The 19,192-nt window shown below is 63.8% G+C and carries 18 protein-coding genes; 12 read left to right on the top strand and 6 right to left on the bottom strand.

The window, feature by feature from the left end; all coding sequences use genetic code 11:
* Positions 1-182 precede the first annotated feature (182 nt).
* A complete protein-coding gene (locus ACW9IB_RS22625; RefSeq protein WP_457368395.1) occupies positions 183-779 on the top strand; it encodes a MarC family protein in 597 nt (198 codons plus the stop codon).
* On the opposite strand, the gene ACW9IB_RS22620 is transcribed toward ACW9IB_RS22625, so the two are convergent.
* The 5 genes from ACW9IB_RS22620 to cobG all read right to left on the bottom strand — a co-directional run bounded on the left by ACW9IB_RS22620 (position 776) and on the right by cobG (position 6,121).
* On the bottom strand, positions 776-1,552 hold the full coding sequence (locus ACW9IB_RS22620) for a hypothetical protein (RefSeq protein WP_457415602.1): 777 nt from the start codon (positions 1,550-1,552) through the stop codon (positions 776-778). The genes ACW9IB_RS22625 and ACW9IB_RS22620 overlap by 4 nt on opposite strands.
* Positions 1,553-1,787: 235 nt before the next feature.
* On the bottom strand, positions 1,788-3,425 hold the full coding sequence (gene cobJ / locus ACW9IB_RS22615; RefSeq protein WP_457415601.1) for a precorrin-3B C(17)-methyltransferase: 1,638 nt from the start codon (positions 3,423-3,425) through the stop codon (positions 1,788-1,790).
* On the bottom strand, positions 3,425-4,159 hold the full coding sequence (locus ACW9IB_RS22610; RefSeq protein ID WP_457415600.1) for a precorrin-2 C(20)-methyltransferase: 735 nt from the start codon (positions 4,157-4,159) through the stop codon (positions 3,425-3,427). Before ACW9IB_RS22610 ends, cobJ begins: the two co-directional genes overlap by 1 nt.
* Positions 4,156-4,782: a precorrin-8X methylmutase gene (locus tag ACW9IB_RS22605; RefSeq protein ID WP_034126410.1), complete on the bottom strand. Its 627-nt coding sequence runs from the start codon at positions 4,780-4,782 to the stop codon at positions 4,156-4,158. Before ACW9IB_RS22605 ends, ACW9IB_RS22610 begins: the two co-directional genes overlap by 4 nt.
* Positions 4,775-6,121: a precorrin-3B synthase gene (gene cobG, locus ACW9IB_RS22600; RefSeq protein ID WP_457415599.1), complete on the bottom strand. Its 1,347-nt coding sequence runs from the start codon at positions 6,119-6,121 to the stop codon at positions 4,775-4,777. The genes ACW9IB_RS22605 and cobG overlap by 8 nt, the downstream gene beginning before the upstream one ends.
* Before the next feature lie 38 nt (positions 6,122-6,159).
* Between cobG and cbiE the strand changes: the two genes are divergently transcribed.
* Positions 6,160-7,365, top strand: a complete 1,206-nt coding sequence (gene cbiE / locus ACW9IB_RS22595; protein WP_457415598.1) for a precorrin-6y C5,15-methyltransferase (decarboxylating) subunit CbiE — start codon at positions 6,160-6,162, stop codon at positions 7,363-7,365.
* Positions 7,362-8,081: a cobalt-precorrin-6A reductase gene (locus ACW9IB_RS22590; RefSeq protein ID WP_457415597.1), complete on the top strand. Its 720-nt coding sequence runs from the start codon at positions 7,362-7,364 to the stop codon at positions 8,079-8,081. The genes cbiE and ACW9IB_RS22590 overlap by 4 nt, the downstream gene beginning before the upstream one ends.
* Before the next feature lie 34 nt (positions 8,082-8,115).
* Here ACW9IB_RS22590 and ACW9IB_RS22585 read toward each other — a convergent pair whose 3' ends face one another.
* Positions 8,116-8,364: a DUF6124 family protein gene (locus ACW9IB_RS22585; protein WP_457415596.1), complete on the bottom strand. Its 249-nt coding sequence runs from the start codon at positions 8,362-8,364 to the stop codon at positions 8,116-8,118.
* A 689-nt stretch (positions 8,365-9,053) separates the two neighbouring features.
* On the opposite strand from ACW9IB_RS22585, the gene ACW9IB_RS22580 reads away from it, so the two are divergent.
* The 9 genes from ACW9IB_RS22580 (at position 9,054) to ACW9IB_RS22540 (ending at position 19,192) form a co-directional block, all read left to right on the top strand.
* Positions 9,054-9,449: a DUF2946 domain-containing protein gene (locus tag ACW9IB_RS22580; protein ID WP_457415595.1), complete on the top strand. Its 396-nt coding sequence runs from the start codon at positions 9,054-9,056 to the stop codon at positions 9,447-9,449.
* 46 nt (positions 9,450-9,495) lie between these two features.
* Positions 9,496-9,978, top strand: coding sequence for a copper chaperone PCu(A)C (locus tag ACW9IB_RS22575; RefSeq protein ID WP_457415594.1), 483 nt, complete (start codon positions 9,496-9,498; stop codon positions 9,976-9,978).
* Between the two features lie 11 nt (positions 9,979-9,989).
* Positions 9,990-10,391 (top strand): DUF2946 domain-containing protein, encoded by a 402-nt coding sequence (locus ACW9IB_RS22570; protein ID WP_457415593.1) that lies wholly within the window; start codon positions 9,990-9,992, stop codon positions 10,389-10,391.
* Positions 10,392-10,484: 93 nt separating this feature from the next.
* Positions 10,485-12,554 (top strand): TonB-dependent copper receptor, encoded by a 2,070-nt coding sequence (locus tag ACW9IB_RS22565; protein WP_457415592.1) that lies wholly within the window; start codon positions 10,485-10,487, stop codon positions 12,552-12,554.
* 117 nt (positions 12,555-12,671) lie between these two features.
* Positions 12,672-14,054, top strand: a complete 1,383-nt coding sequence (locus ACW9IB_RS22560) for a PepSY-associated TM helix domain-containing protein (protein WP_457415591.1) — start codon at positions 12,672-12,674, stop codon at positions 14,052-14,054.
* Between the two features lie 149 nt (positions 14,055-14,203).
* Positions 14,204-16,312, top strand: a complete 2,109-nt coding sequence (locus tag ACW9IB_RS22555) for a TonB-dependent receptor (protein WP_457415590.1) — start codon at positions 14,204-14,206, stop codon at positions 16,310-16,312.
* 140 nt (positions 16,313-16,452) lie between these two features.
* The gene (locus ACW9IB_RS22550; RefSeq protein ID WP_457415589.1) at positions 16,453-17,241 is read left to right on the top strand and encodes an ABC transporter ATP-binding protein; all 789 of its coding nucleotides are present in this window, start codon (positions 16,453-16,455) and stop codon (positions 17,239-17,241) included.
* Entirely contained in the window at positions 17,238-18,185 is a 948-nt protein-coding gene (locus ACW9IB_RS22545; RefSeq protein ID WP_457368410.1) for an ABC transporter substrate-binding protein, read from the top strand. The genes ACW9IB_RS22550 and ACW9IB_RS22545 overlap by 4 nt, the downstream gene beginning before the upstream one ends.
* On the top strand, positions 18,182-19,192 hold the full coding sequence (locus ACW9IB_RS22540) for a FecCD family ABC transporter permease (protein WP_457415588.1): 1,011 nt from the start codon (positions 18,182-18,184) through the stop codon (positions 19,190-19,192). The genes ACW9IB_RS22545 and ACW9IB_RS22540 overlap by 4 nt, the downstream gene beginning before the upstream one ends.

Raw genomic sequence — 19,192 nt, 5'->3', positions numbered from 1 at the left:
GTATCAGCCACCTATTCGTTGCCTGGTAAACCGCTATCGCAGGCAAGCCAGCTCCCACATTGACCGATCAGGGCCGCTTCGCAGCCCAGCGCAGGACAAGCCTGCTCACCACAGAAGCTGACTCCTCCAAAGTGGGTACGCCTGATAGACTCCCTCGGACCTTCCTGCCGCGAGCCGCCCCCATGCTCCACGTGTTATTCAGCGTCTACCTGAAAATGCTGGTGCTCTACAGCCCCTTCTTCGTGCTGTCCTGCTTCATCAGCCTGACGCGAGGCTATTCGAGCAAGGAACGGCGGCGCCTGGCGTGGAAAGTGGCACTGGCCACCCTGGTCTCGAGCGTGTTGCTCTACCTGTTCGGCCGCGTCATCTTCAACGTATTCGGCATCACCGTGGATGCCTTCCGCATCGGCGCCGGCAGTGTGCTGTTCATCTCGGCCCTGGGCATGGCCCAGGGCAAGTCGGCGGTGCAGACCGACAACGTGCAGCAGGACGTGACCATCGTACCGTTGACCATCCCCCTCACTGTCGGCCCCGGCACCATCGGTGCACTGCTGGTCATGGGCGTCAGCCAGCCGCACTGGGATGACAAACTCACCGCCATCGTCAGCATTGCCCTGGCCAGCCTCACGGTGGGCGTGGTGCTGTATTTGTCCAACCGTATCGAACGCATCCTCGGCGACCAGGGTTTGCAGATCGTCAGCCGCCTGATGGGGTTGTTCGTCTGCGCCCTGGCCGCACAAATCATCTTTACCGGGGTACGTGGCTACCTGGTGCCCTAGATCCGGTACTTGGCAATCGCCAGTTGCACCTTGTCGCCCGCGCTTTCGCGCATCAACTGGATCGTTTTTTCGTTGACCACCGACGTGTTCAGCACCAGGCAGGTCTGGCCGCTGAAAGCCTCGAACGAGGAACTGTCCCATTCCAGGAAGGGCAGCCCCACCTGTTTGCTCACACCGCGTGTGCTGTAGGTCACCAGCATCATCATCAGTTCGCCCTCCGTTTGCGCGCAGGACGCCAGGCCAAAATCGCCGCCCTGGTGCACGCTGCTGTTGCGCTTGAACAATTCGAACGACGCCGGCTGCTGTTTCATTGCCTCCAACGCATCCGCCGCCAGCTTCGGCAGTGCCGCCAGCAAGGGACCTGCCAGTGATGTGGCGGTCAATGCCGCAATCATGTTCAGTGCCGCCAACTGCACACTCAGCCCCTTGCCGGCGCTTGAGACCCGCTCGAAGCGGCTGCGCACCGGCAGCCAACCCAGACTGATCATCACCTTGATGAATTCGTCGTACCACGCCTCCGTACCCCGCTGCACCTTCAGTACGTCGCTGACGTAACTGCTGGCCAGCAGGTAACTCTTGCGGATGTACTCACGGTTCAGCCCGGACACCCCCTCGACAAACGAAATCACCCCGTTGTTGACCACTGCCGCGTTGCTGTCGTCCTCGACGTTGACCGGCAGCGGCGCAATGGCACCGGGCGCCCCCGGCAGCTTGTAGGCCGCAATCAGCTTGCGCCGCTTTGTACTGTTGATCCTTTTGTGATGTCGCTCCATTTACCTTCTCCACAAACACCCCACACGGGGCTTGCCCTCACACTAGTCCAGTGATTGACAGGCTTTCCAGACGACAAACATCCCTCAGTGCCCACGCTCCAAACCCGGCGTCCAGCATTCCTGCGGGACACCCGTGGGCCTTCCGGTTTTCGTCGGGTAAAAAAGAAAAAGCCCCGAACGACCGCAGGAGAATCCCTGGGGTATTCGGAGCTTTCCGGCGTACGGCGGTGCGTTTTCAGGAGGCTGGTTTTTCGCCATACCAGCGCGGCGTATACACCCATTCTCCGCCACCGGCCCGTGGGAACACGCAGGTGGTGGACGAACCGATCAGCACCATGGTCCGCATGTCGACCTGGTCCGGGGTCAACCGGCCCAGCGTGGTCACACGCAAGGTCTGCCCCGGGCGGCCGATATCACGGCCCAGCACCACCGGCGTCTCGGGCGCGCGATGCAGCGCGACGATTTCCAGCGCGCGTCCCAACTGCCAGGGACGCGACCGCGAGATCGGGTTGTAGAACGCCAGCGCCAGGTCGGCCTGGGAAGCCAGGTCCAGGCGCTTTTCGATGATCGACCACGGCTTGAGGTTGTCCGACAGCGACATCACGCAAAAGTCATGGCCCAGCGGCGCACCGGCCTGGGCGGCCGTGGCCAGGCTGGCCGAAACACCCGGCAGAATTTCCAGGTCGACCTGATGCCATGCCGGGTCGCTGGACTCGTGCAATGCCTCGATTACCGCCGCGGCCATGGCGAAGACGCCCGGATCACCGGACGACACCACCACCACCGAACGGCCTTGCGCCGCCAATTCGAAGGCATGGCGCGCGCGCTGCATTTCTTCACGGTTATCGGTGCAGTGCTGCACCTGATCCTCGCGGAACGGCCCGGCCATGCGCACATAGGTTTCATAGCCCAGCACATCGGTGCAACGCGCCAGTTCAGCCTTGACCGCCGGCACCATCAACTCGGCGGCGCCGGGTCCCAGGCCGATCACCGCAAGACGGCCACGCACGCGACCGACTTGCGAGAGATCCAGCGGCTGCTCGGCAACGCTGATCACGATATCGGCCTCCTGGCCAATGTTGGTGAAACGCAGCGGCACGTTCAGCGCCAGTGCCGCTTCATGCAGCGACGCCTCGGCCATCTGCGTGTCACTGGCCAACAGGCACGCCAGGGATTGCACGGCGATACCCGCTTCATGCAATGCGGTGCGCACACGCTCGGCCAGTTGCGCGCCAGGCTTGCAGGTGACGCTCACATTCTTCGGGTAGATCCGCAATTCATGGGGCGCGGGCGGGCGCTCGGCACTGCTTACATGGATCGCCAGGCGCGCCTGTTGGTCCTGCGGCAAGTGGGCTTGATCCAGCCACGGCGCCGCGCCTTCGATACGCACGCTTTCGCCGGCCAGCAAATCCGAAACGAACCGCTTGCCCAGCTCCAGGTCGGCCAATTCATAGCCGCGCGGCGGGTTGAGCAGGCAGGTGCCGAAGCGCAGCTCGCCACTGGTGGTAATCGCAGCGGCGACCTCCAACGCAGCAGCGATTTCCCGCGCCATGACATTCACACCGCCCAGGCCACCGAGCAACGGCACCACCGCACTGCCGTCTTCGGCCACGGCCAGCACCGCAGGCTCCTCGCCTTTTTCCAGCAACAGCGGCGCCAGGGTGCGGATCACGATGCCCGCCGCGCACAGCGCAATCAACGGCGTGCCTTGCTGATACAACTGGCGCAGGGTAGCGCCGAATTCGCTATAGAACTGGTCCGCGCCCTCGACGCGTCCGGTCAGGCCGTGGATCACCGCGCCGGGATACACCTGCTGGATTTTGCGCGCAGTGGCCAGGCTGCCCTGGCCCAGAATCACAATCGCCGGCCGCATCAACCTTGCCACCGTTCACCGGGCACGATGATCAGCGAAAAATACGGCGACGACATCGGCTCCACCTCGTCCAGCGGCACAATCTTCTGGTTGGCCATGGTGGCGCGCTCCACATACAGCGCCCGCCCGGCCAGGCCGAGTTCCTCCAGCACCTGACGCACCTTGGGAAAGTTGCGGCCCAGCTTCATGATCACCGCCGCGTCGGCGTCCGCCAGGCGGCGTTTGAGATCGTCATGGGGCAGCACACCCGAAAGCACCGACAGGCTCTGATTGCGGTACACCAACGGCGCGCCCAGCACCGAGGCGCCGCCGAGCATGGAGCAGACACCGGGGATGACCTGCGCTTCGTAGCGCTCGGCGAGGCGGTCGTGCAGGTACATGTAGGAACCGTAGAAGAACGGGTCGCCCTCGCAGATCACCGCCACATCGCGGCCCGCGTCCAGGTGCGCGGCCACGTCGAGGCTGGCCAGGTCGTAGAAATCGCTGATCACCTGCTCATAGGACATCGGCGCCGGCAGCACCTCGGTGGTCACCGGGTACACCAGCGGCATCAGGGTCTGCTGGGGCACCAGGTGCTGCTCGATGATGCCGAAGGCGTTGCCCTTCTTGCCCTTGGCCACGAAGTACGCCACCACCGGCGACTCGCGCAGCAGGCGCAAAGCCTTGAGGGTGATCAGTTCCGGGTCGCCAGGGCCCACGCCCAGGCCGATCAAACGTCCGCGTGCCTGCATCATTCGACCTCCGTGGCCAAGGCATTCACCGCTGCGGCGGCCATGGCGCTACCGCCCAGGCGACCCTGCATGATCACAAACGGCACGCCCCGGCTGTCGGCAGCGAGCATGGCCTTGGATTCGGCGGCGCCGACAAACCCGACCGGAAAACCGAGGATCAACGCCGGCTTGGGAGCGCCGGCATCGAGCATTTCCAGCAGGTAGAACAACGCGGTCGGCGCGTTGCCGATCACCACCACACTGCCTTCCAGGTGCGGGCGCCACAACTCCAGCGCGGCAGCGGAGCGGGTGTTGCCCAGCTCACGCGCCAGCTCCGGCACGCTGTCGTCGCGCAGGGTGCAGATCACTGGATTGTTGGCCGGCAGGCGCGCGCGGGTCACGCCTTCGGAGACCATCCGCGCATCGCACAGGATCGGCGCGCCGGCCGCCAGCGCATCGCGCCCGGCCTTGCCTGCGCCTTCGGAGAACTGCAGGCCGTCGATGGCCTCGACCATGCCGCAGGCATGGATCACGCGCACCGCGAGTTTTTCCAGATCAGCCGGGATACGGTCCAATTTGGCTTCCGCGCGAATAATGGCGAAGGAGTTGCGATAGATCTCCTGACCGTCGCGGATGTAATCAATCATCGGTGTTGCTCCGTGGGCGGGCGCGCAGCAGGGCGCCCGTCGCTTCTATGGAAAGGTTGCGCGCGTGCAGCCGGCCAAAGCCTGGGTAGGCGGCATCGCGAAAATAGAGGTCATAGCGACCGGGGCTCACCGCCAGCAAGGTCACCGGCGTAGTGTGCGCGGCGGCGCAGGAACGGGGGCAGCCGGACAGGTGCACATCGTGGTCAGATTGCAGCTCGGCCAGTTGCACCGCGTCAGCCTTGGTATCGGCCAGTGCTTTGCCACAACCGCTGGAGCCGGTGCAGGCGGTCATGTGGGACAGGGGCTGGTCGACCGAACAAAGAAAGCCAAGCTGCGCCAGGCGCTCGGTCACGGCCTGCGGTTTCTCGACGTTGGGCAGCAGCAAGCCTTGCCAAGGGGTGAAGCGCAGGGTGCCGTCGCCGTACTCGCTGGCCAGTTGTGCCGCGCCTTTGAGCATCGCCGAATCCAGGCGCCCCAAAGGCGCAATGGCCGCAACGTAGAACAGATTTTTTTGCGCTTGTGGATAAGTGCCGAGGTGCAGCAAAGCGCTGCTGGGCGGGCGTTTGAAGCCGTCCGGCGCCAGTAATGGCAGGCTGAGGCGGCTCAATAACTTATCCACAGCCAGATGACGCATGCGGGTTTGCTCGGGCGTGGCGAGGTCGAGAAACGCTTCCAGCACGGCCACCACCAACGCATGGCCCTGGTTCAATGGCACGGCGGCCACCGGCGCATCCAGCCCCGGGCAACCGGCCAGACCGAACGCGAGCAGCGTCTGGCCATCGCGCACGAACGCCGACAGCCACAGGTCATGGTGATGTTCGAGCATCGCCAGCGCCTCACCGCCATCCAGTTGTACGGCGAACTTGGCCGACAGCTCATGGAAACGCGGATGGTGTTGCAGGGTATTCAGGATCGCTCCGGCCAGCGGGCGCGTGTCGAACAGCATCTGCGGGTCGATGCCGGCGCTGGGGCTGAGCATCAGGTTGCGCACGTCGTCGCCGGCGGCGTTGCTGGGGCCCAAGCCTGCGGCCAGCAGCCTGTCGATCAGAGCGCCCTCTTCGGCGCCGATCCCGCGGATCTGCAGGTTGGCGCGGTTGGTGGCCTCGATCACCCCACCCGCATAGGTCTGCGCTGCATCCGCCACCGCGTGGGCCTGTTCTGCGGTGATGCAGCCACCGGCCAGTTTGACCCGACAAATGCCGCCGTCCAGCGCCTGGACAATACGCAGCAACCCCGGACAAGCCGAGGGGCGCAAGGTATTCACAGCGGGCGTTGGTTTCACGGGGCTACCGGTTGACGGGTAAAGGCGCGGTATTATGCCTGCTTTGTCCGACGGCATGAAAAGCCTGCCCGTCGGATGTCGTTCAAGGAATTCATATGTCGCCCTGGCTGACGGTTGTAGGCATCGGTGAAGACGGCTTCAAGGGGCTGGGCAGGAATGCCCGGCATGCCCTGTTGCGCGCCACACGGATTATAGGTGCTCGGCGCCAGTTGGACCTGTTGCCGGTGTGTATTCGCGGCGAGCGTGAGTTGTGGCCGAGCCCGTTCTCGTTGGACCCGGTGCTGGCGCGGCGCGGCGAACCGGTGTGCGTGCTGGCCAGCGGCGATCCGATGTTTTATGGCGTGGGCGCGAGTCTGGCGCGGCAGGTGGCGGCGGATGAGTTGCTGATCTTGCCCGCACCGTCGTCGGTGTCCCTGGCAGCGGCGCGGTTGGGCTGGCCGTTGCAGGACGTGGTGACGCTATCCGTAGTGGCCCGGCCTTTGACAGCGTTGAATGCGCATCTGGCCAGTGGCGTGCGGTTGTTGGTGTTGAGCAATGATGGTCGCAGCCCGGCGTTGATTGCCTCGTTGTTGGCTTCGTGCGGGTTTGGGCCGAGCCGCATCTCTGTGTTTGAACACCTCGGCGGCGCGGACGAGCGGCGCATCGACGAGCTGGCTGCGGATTGGCAACACGCTTCGGTCGCCGATTTGAATCTGGTTGCCATCGACTGCGCATCTGACCCGAAGGCTGTGCGCCTGTCGCGTCTGGCGGGCCTGCCGGATTCAGCCTTCAAGCACGACGGCCAACTGACCAAACGCGATGTCCGCGCCATGACCCTCGCCCGCCTCGCACCGATGCCCGGCGAACTGCTGTGGGACGTGGGCGCGGGCTGCGGCTCTATCGGCATTGAATGGATGCGCGCCCATCCGAGCTGTCGCGCACTGGCAATTGAAGCGGATGAAGGCCGCCAGGTTTTGATCGAACACAACCGCGACGCCCTCGGAGTGCCCGGCCTGCAACTGATTCGCGGCAAGGCGCCCGAGGCGTTAAGCGGCCTGGAAGCGCCGGACGCCATCTTCATCGGCGGCGGCGTCACTCGCGACGGCGTGCTCGACACCTGCTGGCAACAGCTGCGGCCAGGCGGGCGCCTGGTCGCCAATGCCGTGACCCTGCAAAGTGAAATGACCTTGATGGACTGGCGTGCGCGACATGGCGGCGAGCTGACGCGCATTCATGTGGCCCAGGCGCAGCCGCTGGGGGAATTCGATACGTGGCGCCAGGCGTTGCCGATCACCTTGCTGGACGTGGTCAAGCCGTTATGAAGCGCGTCCTGCTGCTGGGCGGCGTGACTGAGGCGCTGGCCATTGCTCGCACCTTGGGGCCGGAACATATCTACAGTCTGGCCGGTGTTGGTCGTGTGCCGAACGACCTGACCTGCCAGGTGCGAGTCGGTGGTTACGGCGGCGCCGAGGGGTTGGCGCGGTTTGTTCGCGATGAGGGGATTGGCCTGATTCTCGACGCGACCCATCCGTATGCGGCGCAGATCAGCCGCAATGCTGCCGAGGCTGCGCAGGTATGTGGCGTTCCTTGCTGGGCATTGCGACGACCGGCGTGGCAGCCGCAACCGGGAGATGATTGGCGTGAGGTCAGCGATTGGGCCTCTTTGATCGAAGCGCTCAAACCCTTCAAACGTCCGCTGTTCACGCTGGGCCGTGAGCCGTTGCAGCACCTCGACGAAATTCCCGCCGAACAGTTTTGGACGCTGCGCGCGCTGGATGTGTACCCGGGGAACGAGCGGTGTGAAGTGATCGGCGCGCGCGGGCCGTTTTTGATTGAAGACGAGCGTGTGTTGTTTGAGCGACGCGGCATTGATGTGCTGATCAGCAAGAACAGCGGCAGTACGGCCACCGAGCCGAAGCTGGAAGTGGCGCGCGAGCGTGGGGTGCCGGTGCTGGTATTGAAGCGACCGGTGTTGGCGGCGGTGGATCGGGAGTTCACTACTGTGCCTGCGGTACTACAGGCAATCACCACGCTCTAAACACCACAAATCTCCTGTGGGAGCGGCGGTGTTGTCAGGCTGCAGTTGGCGCTGGGCCGCAGCCCGTGTGCACACGATCCGCGAGCAACTGCGCCAGCTCAATCAACTGCGCAACGCCCAACAATTCCTCTCGCTTCGAGCCTTCCAGGTTAAACGCAAGATCGCAGCTCAGGGCATTGGCCGAGGCGAGGGTTTCGCTGAGGTTGACCAGCAGGTCTTCGGTGCTGATGCCGTCGGCTACGGTGAATAGCCGGATGGGGGGATTGGGGGTGGGTTTGATCATTGTGAAGCTCCTCAGGAAAGTGGAGCTGCCACTGATTCGCCGCGACGCGATAGAGGGTGGCAGCTGTACGCAGGTTCGCGGACCGGTCCTAAGGAAACCCGGCATACCCGAAGGTATCCCGCGCACAGCCGCCATAGCGCCGCACAGTAGACGCTAAAAAAGCGCCAACTGAAAGCAGACGATGACGCTTAGCGTCCATAGGAACCCGGGCCGCGACGCCCGGCCGCTGAGTTTGCAGCGGTGCACGGAGACTAGGGATTGAGTTTCCTAGGGGCAACCTTAAAGGCTTGTCGGATATTTCTGTTGACCGATCGTTCCCACGCTCTGCATGGAAACGCATCCTGTGACGCTCCGCGTCACGACTTCAAAGGCAGACCCGGAGCGTCCAGGGCTGCATTCCCAGAGCGTGGAAACAATCAATTCGAGCCGAGTGCAGTCCTAAATGTGGGAGCGGGCTTGCTCGCGAAGACTGTGTGTCAGCCACCACATGTATTGGCTGACACTCCGCTTTCGCGAGCAAGCCCGCTCCCACATTTAGAGCTGCGTTGCCTTTGAGATCGGCAACCTCTCAGTTCCCGTCTATCCTGAAACCAGCAGATGCGACACCAAACCACACCGCCCCTTTTTACTTATCCCCTACGATCAGGCTAAATACCCGCCTGATCGTTTAACCCTACGGATTGTCCGCCATGGCCCGTCAACGCTTTGCAATTGTGTGGATCGCCTGCTTTGCAGTGCTGTTCAACGCCTTTGCCATGCCGATGACCGGGGCGATGCAGCAGTCCCAGGACCCGGTGCAACAATTGCTGTGGGGCAGTTTCTGCTCCTCCAACGGGGCGAGTTTCAAGACGATTGCCCTGGGCAAGCTGGAGATTCCGGCGCCGCAGCAGGACGATCATTCCACCATGCAGCATTGCTGGTGTTGCTCAGGCTCGGCGCCGCTGGTGGCGCTGCCGGGGCATGTGCCGCAGTTGTACCTCACCCAATTCAATACCTCACAGCGCTTGCCGTCGCCCCGGCTGCAAGGCCCGACCCCGCGCCAGCAATGGCCGAGCCTCAACCCGCGCGCCTCTCCAACGGTCTGATTTCTTCGCAAGTGAACTGCGTTTAGAACCGTTCTGGAGAACTGCCATGCTCAAATCTTCCCTGCTTCTGGCGGCGTTGTTGCTGCCGGTGTGTGTCGCTGCCAATGCCGATGACTACAAGGTCGGCGAACTGGTAGTCAGCGAACCCTGGTCACAGGAGTTGCCGCCGAACGCGCCGACGGTCGCGGCCTACTTCGTGATTCATAACCAGGGCGAAACCCCGGACCGTCTGGATAGCGTCGAGACGCCGGTGGCAGACAAGGCCGAGTTGCATGAGCATGTGATGCAGGGCGACCTGATGAAGATGCAACTGGTGCCCAGCGTGGCGGTGCCGGCCAAGGGTGACCTGACCTTCGCCCCCATGGCCTATCACGTAATGCTGCTGGGCATCAAAGACCGCAGCCTGTTGACCGACGGCAAGCAATTCCCGCTTACGCTCAACTTCAAAAACGCCGGCAAGGTCGAGGTGCAAGTGTCGGTACAGAAAGTCCCGCCGATGGCCGGCCACGGGCACAAGCACCCGCAATAGGCTGACAGTCGATGGGCGCCCCTCGCGCCAGGTTTTCTCCACACGCCCGCGTAAGACGCGGCAGTTGGATCAGCCTGTTCGCCATGCTGATGATCTTTATCGGACCGCTGATTTCCCAGGCGATGCCGATGGACCATCACGCCGGTATGTCGATGAGCATGTCCATGGACATGCCGATGGACCACGGCGATTCCCATCACAAAAAGGCACCTGACGAACACCACGCCCTCTGGTCCAAGTGCGGCTATTGCGACCTGCTCTACAGTTGCCCCGCCCTGCCCGGCGGCACGTCAATATTCACCCTGGGCAGCCCGCCGCCCGCCAACGCCCTCACCCCCGCCACACGCCTGGGCCATGCCCGGCAGGGCATCTTCCCCGGCGCCCGCAGCCGCGCGCCGCCCATCGACGCGTAAGCGCTTCACAGCGTTACTCCATCCCGGCCGACTTCAGACAGACCGCCTCAGGCTGCTGGCCGTGTTGTTTACGATTGATTGATGGAATTTGTCATGTCCAGGTTTTCTGCTGACACCCGTTTGGGAAGTTCTCCCGTGCTCGCCGTTCTCTGCGGCGCGCTTATGGTTCCACAGGCCCACGCCGACGAACACGCTGAACACGAACTGAGCCCCACCGTGATCACCGCGATCGCCCCCAGCTCACCGCTCACCGTGATCACCAACCCGAAAGACCCACGCCAACCGGTGCCCGCCAGCGATGGCGGCGACTACCTCAAGACCATCCCCGGCTTCGCATTGGTACGCAACGGCGGCACCAATGGTGACCCGGTGCTGCGCGGCATGTTCGGCTCGCGCCTGAACATCCTCACCAACGGCAGCATGATGCTGGGCGCCTGCCCGGGCCGGATGGACGCGCCCACCTCGTACATTTCCCCGGAAACCTACGACAAGCTCACCGTGATCAAAGGCCCGCAAACCGTGCTGTGGGGCCCTGGCGCGTCAGCCGGCACGATTCTGTTCGAGCGCGAGCCGGAGCAGTTCGGCGAGCTGGGTACGCGCCTCAACGCCAGTGTGCTGGCCGGTTCCAATGGGCGCTTCGACAAGGTCATCGACGCCGCTGCCGGCGGGCCGCTGGGCTACGTGCGCGTGATCGGCAACCAGGCCCACGCCGACGACTATAAGGACGGCAACAATGACACCGTCGCCTCGCGCTATGACAAATGGAACGGCGATGTGGCCGTGGGTTTCACCCCCGATGCCGATACGTTGCTGGAGCTCACCGCAGGCCGTGGCGATGGCGAAGCGCGCTACGCCGGGCGCGGCATGGATGGCTCGCAATTCCTGCGCGAAAGCCTGGGGTTGCGCTTTGAGAAGTCGAACATCGGCGAGGTGCTGGATAAGGTCGAAGCCCAGGTCTACTACAACTACGCCGACCATGTGATGGACAACTACAGCCTGCGCGTCCCGTCCGGCACCGGCATGATGGCCGGGCCCATGGCGTCCAACGTCGACCGCCGCACCCTCGGCGCGCGCATCAAGGCCACCTGGCGCTGGGCCGACGTGCAACTGATCGGCGGCCTGGATGCACAGACCAACGAACACCGCCAGCGCAGCAGCATGGGCATCGACACCTACAAGGACCTGCCCCGGGAAAAGGACGCCAACTTCCACAACTACGGCGTGTTCGGCGAACTCACCTGGTACGCCGCCGACCGTGACCGCCTGATCACCGGCGCGCGCCTGGACCGCGCCTCGGCCAAGGACTTTCGCCAGACCCTGGGTTCGGGCATGAGCACCCGCGTCAACCCCACCGCCGACGACACCCGTGCCGATACCTTGCCCTCGGGCTTCATGCGCTATGAACACGACCTGGCCGACAGCCCCACAACCGTCTATGCCGGCCTGGGCCACTCGGAGCGCTTCCCGGACTACTGGGAGCTGTTCTCGCCCAACACGGGCGCGGTCGGTTCGGTGAATGCCTTCGACGGCGTGAAGCCCGAGAAAACCACCCAGCTCGATGTGGGTGCCCAATACAAGACCGCTGAACTGGAAGCCTGGGCCTCGGCTTATCTGGGCCAGGTGCGCGATTTCATCCTCTTCGATTACCAGCCGGGGATGATGGGCACCACCTCCCAGGCGCGCAACGTCGACGCGCGCATCATGGGCGGCGAACTGGGCACGGCGTACAAGCTGACACGCCACTGGAAAGCCGACGCCACCCTCGCCTACGCCTGGGGCAAGAACAGCAGCGACGGCAAGGCCCTGCCGCAGATCCCGCCGCTGGATGCGCGTCTGGGCCTCACCTACAGCGAGGACGACTGGAGCGCCGGTGCGCTATGGCGTGTAGTCGCCGCGCAAAACCGCATCGACCCGAACAAGGGCAACGTGGTCGGCAAGGACTTCGACAAGAGTGCGGGGTTTGGCGTGTTCTCGCTGAACGCGGCGTACCGCATCAACAAACACTTCAAGGTCAGCACCGGTGTCGACAACCTGTTCGGCAAGGCCTACGCCGAGCACCTGAACCTGGCCGGCAACGCCGGGTTCGGCTACCCGGCCAGTGACCCACAGGCCATCAAGGAACCGGGGCGAACGCTCTGGACCAAGGTGGACATGAGCTTCTAAAAGCATCGCAGGCAAGCCAGCTCCCACACTTGAAATGCATTCCCCTGTGGGAGCGGGCTTGCCCGCGATGGCTGCATAACTGACAAAAAAATCTCAAGCCTTTGCGGAGCATCCCTGATGACCACCCAAAAAGTTTCCTTCTACAACCTGGCCTGGCGCTGGCATTTCTACGCCGGGCTCTTCGTCGCCCCCTTCATGGTGCTGCTGGCCCTGACCGGCATCATCTACCTGTTCAAACCCCAGCTCGATCCGCTGATGTACGGCGACCTGCTCAAGGTCCAACCCGCCGGGCACGTGCTGAGTGCCGACGAACAACTGCAACGCGCCCGGGCGGCCTACCCTCAAGCTGCGATCAGCAAATACCTGCCGCCCGCCGATGCCAACGGCAGCGCGCAATTCGTCATGCGCAAGGACGGGCGTGAGGTCACGCTGTTCGTCGATCCCTATCGCGGCACCGTCCTCGGCGAGCAGGACTCGAAATACAACCTGCAAGCCATCGCCCGCGCATTGCACGGTGAGTTGATGATCGGCACCGTCGGCGATCGTCTGGTGGAGCTTGCCGCCGGTTGGGGCGTGATGCTGGTGGTGTCGGGCCTGTACCTGTGGTGGCCGCGCGGCAAGACGTCGGCGGGGGTGCTGTGGCCGCGGTTCAGCACCCGGGGCCGGGTGTTCTGGCGCGACATGCACGCGGTCACCGGTTTCTGGGGCGCGGCGCTGTTGCTGGTGATGCTGCTCAGCGGCATGACCTGGACCGGTTTCTGGGGCAAGCAGTACGCCGACCTGTGGAACAGGTTCCCGGCGGCGATGTGGAACAACGTGCCGCAGTCCGACCAACAGGCCCGCGTCCTCAATACCGCCAGCCAGCAGACCGTACCCTGGGCGATGGAAAACACACCGATGCCGATGTCCGGCGACCACGCCGAACACATGAACCACGGCGCCGCGCATTCAGGGCCTGCCGCGCCGGCGCTGGGTCTGCAACAGGTCGTCGACTTGGCCAATACACGCAAGGTCGAGCCCGGCTACAGCATCACCCTGCCCACCACCGCCGAAGGCGTGTTCACCATCGCGGTGTTCGCCAACGACCCGCGCAATGACGCCACCCTGCACGTGGACCAGTACACCGGCAAGGTGCTCGCCGATGTGCGCTGGGAACATTACAACACCGTCGCCCGCGCAACGGAGGCCGGCGTGATGCTGCACGAAGGCAAGATGTTCGGCTGGGTCAATCAACTGATCGTGCTGCTGATCTGCCTGATGATTCTGCTCAGCGCCGTCAGCGGTGTGGTGATCTGGTGGAAGCGTCGCCCGCAAGGCGGATTGGGCGTTCCGCCGTTGCGACACGACCTGCCGAAGTGGAAAACCGCGATGGCGATCATGCTGGCGCTGGCGATCATTTTCCCGCTGGTGGGTGCCTCATTGATCGCGGTGTGGGCACTGGATCGGCTGGTGCTGTCGCGCTTTTTTGGCCAACATGAATCTGCCTCAGGTTCAGCATGAACCCAGCGAGATGCCCATGGCAGAGGGCTTCTGTAGCCTTGCGCGACTTTTGTCCCGCAGCCAATAAGTGTTAACTTATAACACTTTCTGCGTTATCGTTGCTCGCCGCGCCCAGGCGGCGAGCCCCTTTCAAGAAGACTGATCGACCGATGAACAAGTACCTTGCGTCCGGCCTCTGCCTGCTCGCCCTGCACAGCAGCGCCCACGCGTTGACCCTGCCCGCCAGCCCCGTGACCGCACCCGCCGTGGACGACGAACACGTCGACCTGAACACCCCCACCACCGCCGGTTCGCGCCTGAACCTCACGGCCCTGCAAACTCCGGGCAGCGTGGAAAGCCAGACCGGCACGCAGATCCGCGAACGAGGCGACGCCAGCGTGCAGGACGCGATTTCCCGCGCCACCGGCATCAGCCGCACCGGCTCGCCAGGCGACGGCGGCACCTCGTTGTCGGCCCGAGGCTTTACCGGCCAGGGCTCGGTGATGCAGCTGTACGACGGCAACCGCATGTACATGGGCATGGGCACCTCGACCTTCCCGGTGGACACCTGGTCGGTGGAACGCGTGGACGTGCTGCGCGGCCCGGCCTCTGTGCTGTACGGCGAAGGCGCCACCGGTGCGGTGATCAACACGGTGCCGAAAAAGCCGTTCGAAGGCGAAATCGAAAACCATATCCGCCTGGGCTATGGCTCCTATGATCGTCAACAGCAAGCCCTCGACAGCGGCGGCTCGCTGACCGACACCTTGAGCTACCGCCTGAACCTCAATCGCCTGCGCAGCAACGGCTTCGTCGACCGAGGCGATTCGGCCAGCGACTTCGTCAGCGGTGCCCTGCGCTGGCAAGCAGCCGACAACCTGAGCTTCACCCTGGCCAGCGACTATGGCGACCAACGCCCGCAAAACTACTTCGGCACCCCGCTGATCAACGGCCAGTTGCATAAAGGCCTGCGGGACAAGAACTACAACGTCAGCGACGATACCCAGCACTACAACGACCAGTGGACACGCCTGACCAGCGAATGGCAGATCAATGACAGCGTCAGCGCCACCAACGAGCTGTACTACCTGAAAAACCAGCGCCGCTGGCAAAACGCCGAAAACTACAACTTCACCGATGGCCAGCTCACCCGCAGCGGCTACTTCGGCATCAAGCACAATCAGGAACAGGTCGGCGACCGCCAGACCTTCACCTTCAAGCACACGTTGTTCGGCCTCGACAGCCAGACCGTGACCGGCGTGGAATACAACCGCATCCGCTTCCGCCTCGCCAGCAACTCGCCGTTCAACGACGTGTTGAGCGGCGGCCAGCCGATCGATGTGAACGCTCCACAACCTGCGCCGTTCGAAAGCCGGGACCCGTTCAAGCCGCTGTTCGCGTCCACCACCAAAACCCTCGCGGGCTTTGCCGAAAACCGCTTGCAGCTCACCGACCAGCTCTCACTGATCACCGGCATCCGTCGCGATTATGCCCACATCGACCGTGACAACCTGCGTGACGGCAGCCAGGCCGACAAGACCCTCACCGGCAATAACTGGAAGGCCGGCCTGGTTTACGCAATCACCCCGGACACCTCGGTCTACGGCCAGTACGCCACCAGCACCGACGGGGTCGGCGGTTTGATTTCTCTGAGCCCGGGCCAGCAGCAGTTCGACCTGTCCACCGCCAAGCAGACCGAGATCGGCATCAAACAGGCGTTCTGGAACAACCGTGGCGAATGGACGCTGGCGGCGTATCACATCGTCAAAAAGAAACTGCTCACCGACACACCGGGCGACCCGGACCATCAGCAGCAAGTCGGCCAGCAATCTTCCCGCGGCCTGGAGGCCAGCCTCGACCTGCAACTGGCGGATGCCTGGCAACTGCAAGCCAACGCAGCGATCGTGCATGCGCAATACGACGATTTCACCCAGGTAGTCGACGGCACTCCCGTGTCCCGCGACGGCAACCGCCCGGTGGACGTGCCGCGCCGCACCGCCAACCTGTGGCTGAGCAAGGCGGTGACCGACGCTATCCGCGCCGGTGCCGGCGTACGTTATGTCGACGCGCGTTATGCCGACATGGCCAACCAGAACGAACTGCCGAGCTACACCGTGGTGGACGCCACCCTGTCGTGGAAAGCCCTGCGCAACACCACCCTGGGCCTGCAACTGAACAACCTGTTCGACCGCACCTACGCCGTGAGCCAGTACAACGACGGTCAACAGTGGATCCTGGGCGAACCACGCTCGTTCTTCGTCACGGCGGATTACACCTTCTAACGGAACATTACATAGATCCCCTGTGGGAGCTGGCTTACCTGCGATAGCGGTAGGTCAGGCAATACATCGTTGCTGGGGACACCGCTATCGCAGGCAAGCCAGCTCCCACATTTTGATCGATGTTTAAGTCGAGAGACACGATGACCGCACTCACCCTCACCCGCCTCACCTGGACACCCCGGGTTCACGGCCACTGCCGTCACTCGTTCCACTTGTGCGACGCCAGCCTGCAGGTCGGTGAAGGTGAGTTCGTCGGGCTGATCGGGCCCAATGGCAGCGGCAAGACCAGCCTGTTGCGCTGCGCCTATCGGTTCACCAGGCCTGACCAGGGCGACGTGGCGCTCGCCCACCAGAACGTGTGGAAACAAAGCGCCAAGTGGTGCGCGCAACGCGTTGCCGTGGTGTTGCAGGAGTTTCCGGATGCGTTCGGCCTGCGGGTGGATGAAGTGGTCGCCATGGGCCGCACGCCGCACAAAGGCCTGTTCGACAGTGACACGCCCCAGGACCGGCAACTGATCCGGCAGGCGCTGGAAACCGTCGGCATGCAGGGCTTCGAGGACCACGCCTTCGCGACGCTCTCGGGCGGTGAAAAACAACGCGTGATCCTGGCTCGCGCCCTGGCCCAGCAGCCACAACTGCTGATCCTCGACGAACCCACCAACCACCTCGACCCGCGCTATCAGCTGGAGTTGCTGCGCCAGGTCAAGCGCCTGAACATCGGTACCCTGGCGAGCATCCATGACCTGAACCTCGCCGCCGCCTTTTGCGACCGCCTGTACGTGATCGACCACGGACGCATCGTCGCCAGCGGCACGCCCCATGAAGTACTCACCGTCGATTTGCTGCGCACGGTGTTCGGCGTCGAAGCCCTGATCGACACCCACCCCCTGTCCGGCCACCCCCGAATCACCTGGATAATCCAACCATGATCCTGCGCACTCTCCTGGCTGTCGCTCTGCTGTCAGGCAGCGCCGAAGCCTTCGCCGAAGCCACCCATTACCCGGTGACCGTCAAAAGCTGCAACCGCAACGTGACCTTTCAGGAAGCGCCGAAACACGCGGTCAGCCACGACATCAACATGACCCAGATGATGCTCGCCCTGGGGCTCAAGTCGCACATGGCCGGCTACAGCGGCGTGACCGGCTGGAAGTCGGTGACCCCGGAAATGGCCGAAATCCTCGACGGCCTGCCGGAGCTGGCCAGCAAGTACCCATCGGTAGAAACCCTGCTCAATGCCAATGTGGACTTCTTCTTCGCCGGCTGGGACTACGGCATGCGCGTGGGCGGTGACCTCACACCCGCCACCCTGCAACCGCTGGGCATCAACGTGTACGAGCTGACCGAGTCTTGCGCGTTCGTGATGAAACGCCCGGCCGCCACGCTGGACGACACCTATAACGACCTGCGCAACCTGGGCAAGATCTTCGACGTGCAGGACCGCGCCAATGCCTTGATCGCCCAGATGCAGGCGCAGGTAGCCAACGTGCGCCAGGACCTGCCCGCCGACAAACCACGGGTGTTCCTGTATGACAGCGGTGAAGACCGTGCCATGACCTCCGGCCGCCTGGGCATGCCCCAGGCACTGATCGACGCGGCTGGCGGGCGCAACATTCTGGAGGATGTGGACGCCAGCTGGACCCGGGTCAACTGGGAGACCGTGGTGGAGCGCAACCCGCAAGTGATCGTGATCGTCGACTACAGCGAAATCACCGCCGAGCAGAAACAACAGTTCCTGCTCAACAACCCGGCGCTGCAAGCGGTGGACGCCATCCGCAACCAGCGCTTTATCGTGGTCCCTTATGTGCAAGCCACACCAGGGATCGACAACGTGCTGGCGGTGGAAACCCTGGCCAAGGGGTTCCACGGCGAATGATCACCCGTCGCTACGCCTTTTTACTCGCCACCCTCGCGGCGGTGCTGCTGGTCTCTTGCGTGTTCTCCCTGGGCTTTGGCCCGGCGCGGGTGCCGGTGGAGGTGGTGTGGCGCATCGTGCTGTTCAAAGCCTTTGGCGTGGGTGAGGTGAATTGGTCGGCCGGGCAGGAACATATCGTATGGCTGATTCGCGTGCCGCGCATGTTGCTCGGTGCACTGGTCGGCGCCGGGCTGGCGTTGATCGGCGCCGTATTGCAGGCGGTCACGCGCAACCCGCTGGCCGACCCGCACCTGCTGGGCGTCACCTCCGGCGCCACTCTGGGCGCGGTGATCGTGGTGCTGCATGTGGGTGAAATCGTCGGCCTGCTGACCTTGCCTATCGCCGCGTTTGTCGGTGCGCTGCTGAGCATGCTGGTGGTGCTGGCGGTGGCCAGCCGCAACGGACGGCTCGAGAGTGATCGCCTGCTGCTGTGCGGCGTGGCGGTGTCGTTCGTGATGATGGCGGCGGCCAACCTGCTGCTGTTCATGGGCGACCATCGCGCCGCGTCGGCAGTGATGTTCTGGATGCTCGGCGGACTCGGTCTGGCCCGCTGGGAACTGCTGGCCATTCCCAGCGCCACCGTACTGCTGGGCTTGCTGGTGCTGGTGGGCATGGCCCGGCCGTTGAATGCGCTGATGGCCGGCGAACAGACCGCCGTGACGCTGGGCCTGAACGCGCGCAATGTGCGCTTGAAAGTGTTCCTGGTGGCCTCCTTGATGACCGGCGTGCTGGTGTCCATCAGCGGCTCCATCGGCTTTGTCGGGCTGATGGTGCCGCACATTGCCCGGCGCCTGGTGGGCGCCGAGCATCGGCGCTTATTGCCGGTGTGCGCGCTGCTCGGCAGCCTGTTTCTGGTGTGGGTGGACGTGGCCGCCCGCACCCTGATCGCCCCCGAGGATTTGCCGATTGGCGTGGCGACGGCGGCGATTGGCGGGCTGTTTTTTATCGGGTTGATGCGCAAGCGCTAG

It is taken from the genome of Pseudomonas sp. SDO524_S393, assembly GCF_054071875.1.
Note: the sequence above shows the minus strand (reverse complement) of the source record. Positions and strands in the feature narration are given on the sequence as shown.

Bases quoted from the DNA above. Each gene is read 5' to 3' on its own strand.
- ACW9IB_RS22565 (WP_457415592.1), top strand. From the start codon at position 10,485: ATGTCCAGGTTTTCTGCTGACACCCGTTTGGGAAGTTCTCCCGTGCTC.
- cobJ (WP_457415601.1), bottom strand. From the start codon at position 3,425: ATGCGGCCGGCGATTGTGATTCTGGGCCAGGGCAGCCTGGCCACTGCG.
- ACW9IB_RS22560 (WP_457415591.1), top strand. From the start codon at position 12,672: ATGACCACCCAAAAAGTTTCCTTCTACAACCTGGCCTGGCGCTGGCAT.
- ACW9IB_RS22555 (WP_457415590.1), top strand. From the start codon at position 14,204: ATGAACAAGTACCTTGCGTCCGGCCTCTGCCTGCTCGCCCTGCACAGC.
- ACW9IB_RS22620 (WP_457415602.1), bottom strand. From the start codon at position 1,552: ATGGAGCGACATCACAAAAGGATCAACAGTACAAAGCGGCGCAAGCTG.
- cbiE (WP_457415598.1), top strand. From the start codon at position 6,160: ATGTCGCCCTGGCTGACGGTTGTAGGCATCGGTGAAGACGGCTTCAAG.
- ACW9IB_RS22610 (WP_457415600.1), bottom strand. From the start codon at position 4,159: ATGATGCAGGCACGCGGACGTTTGATCGGCCTGGGCGTGGGCCCTGGC.
- ACW9IB_RS22575 (WP_457415594.1), top strand. From the start codon at position 9,496: ATGCTCAAATCTTCCCTGCTTCTGGCGGCGTTGTTGCTGCCGGTGTGT.
- cobG (WP_457415599.1), bottom strand. From the start codon at position 6,121: ATGCCGTCGGACAAAGCAGGCATAATACCGCGCCTTTACCCGTCAACC.
- ACW9IB_RS22625 (WP_457368395.1), top strand. From the start codon at position 183: ATGCTCCACGTGTTATTCAGCGTCTACCTGAAAATGCTGGTGCTCTAC.
- ACW9IB_RS22550 (WP_457415589.1), top strand. From the start codon at position 16,453: ATGACCGCACTCACCCTCACCCGCCTCACCTGGACACCCCGGGTTCAC.
- ACW9IB_RS22540 (WP_457415588.1), top strand. From the start codon at position 18,182: ATGATCACCCGTCGCTACGCCTTTTTACTCGCCACCCTCGCGGCGGTG.
- ACW9IB_RS22570 (WP_457415593.1), top strand. From the start codon at position 9,990: ATGGGCGCCCCTCGCGCCAGGTTTTCTCCACACGCCCGCGTAAGACGC.
- ACW9IB_RS22580 (WP_457415595.1), top strand. From the start codon at position 9,054: ATGGCCCGTCAACGCTTTGCAATTGTGTGGATCGCCTGCTTTGCAGTG.
- ACW9IB_RS22545 (WP_457368410.1), top strand. From the start codon at position 17,238: ATGATCCTGCGCACTCTCCTGGCTGTCGCTCTGCTGTCAGGCAGCGCC.
- ACW9IB_RS22585 (WP_457415596.1), bottom strand. From the start codon at position 8,364: ATGATCAAACCCACCCCCAATCCCCCCATCCGGCTATTCACCGTAGCC.
- ACW9IB_RS22605 (WP_034126410.1), bottom strand. From the start codon at position 4,782: ATGATTGATTACATCCGCGACGGTCAGGAGATCTATCGCAACTCCTTC.
- ACW9IB_RS22590 (WP_457415597.1), top strand. From the start codon at position 7,362: ATGAAGCGCGTCCTGCTGCTGGGCGGCGTGACTGAGGCGCTGGCCATT.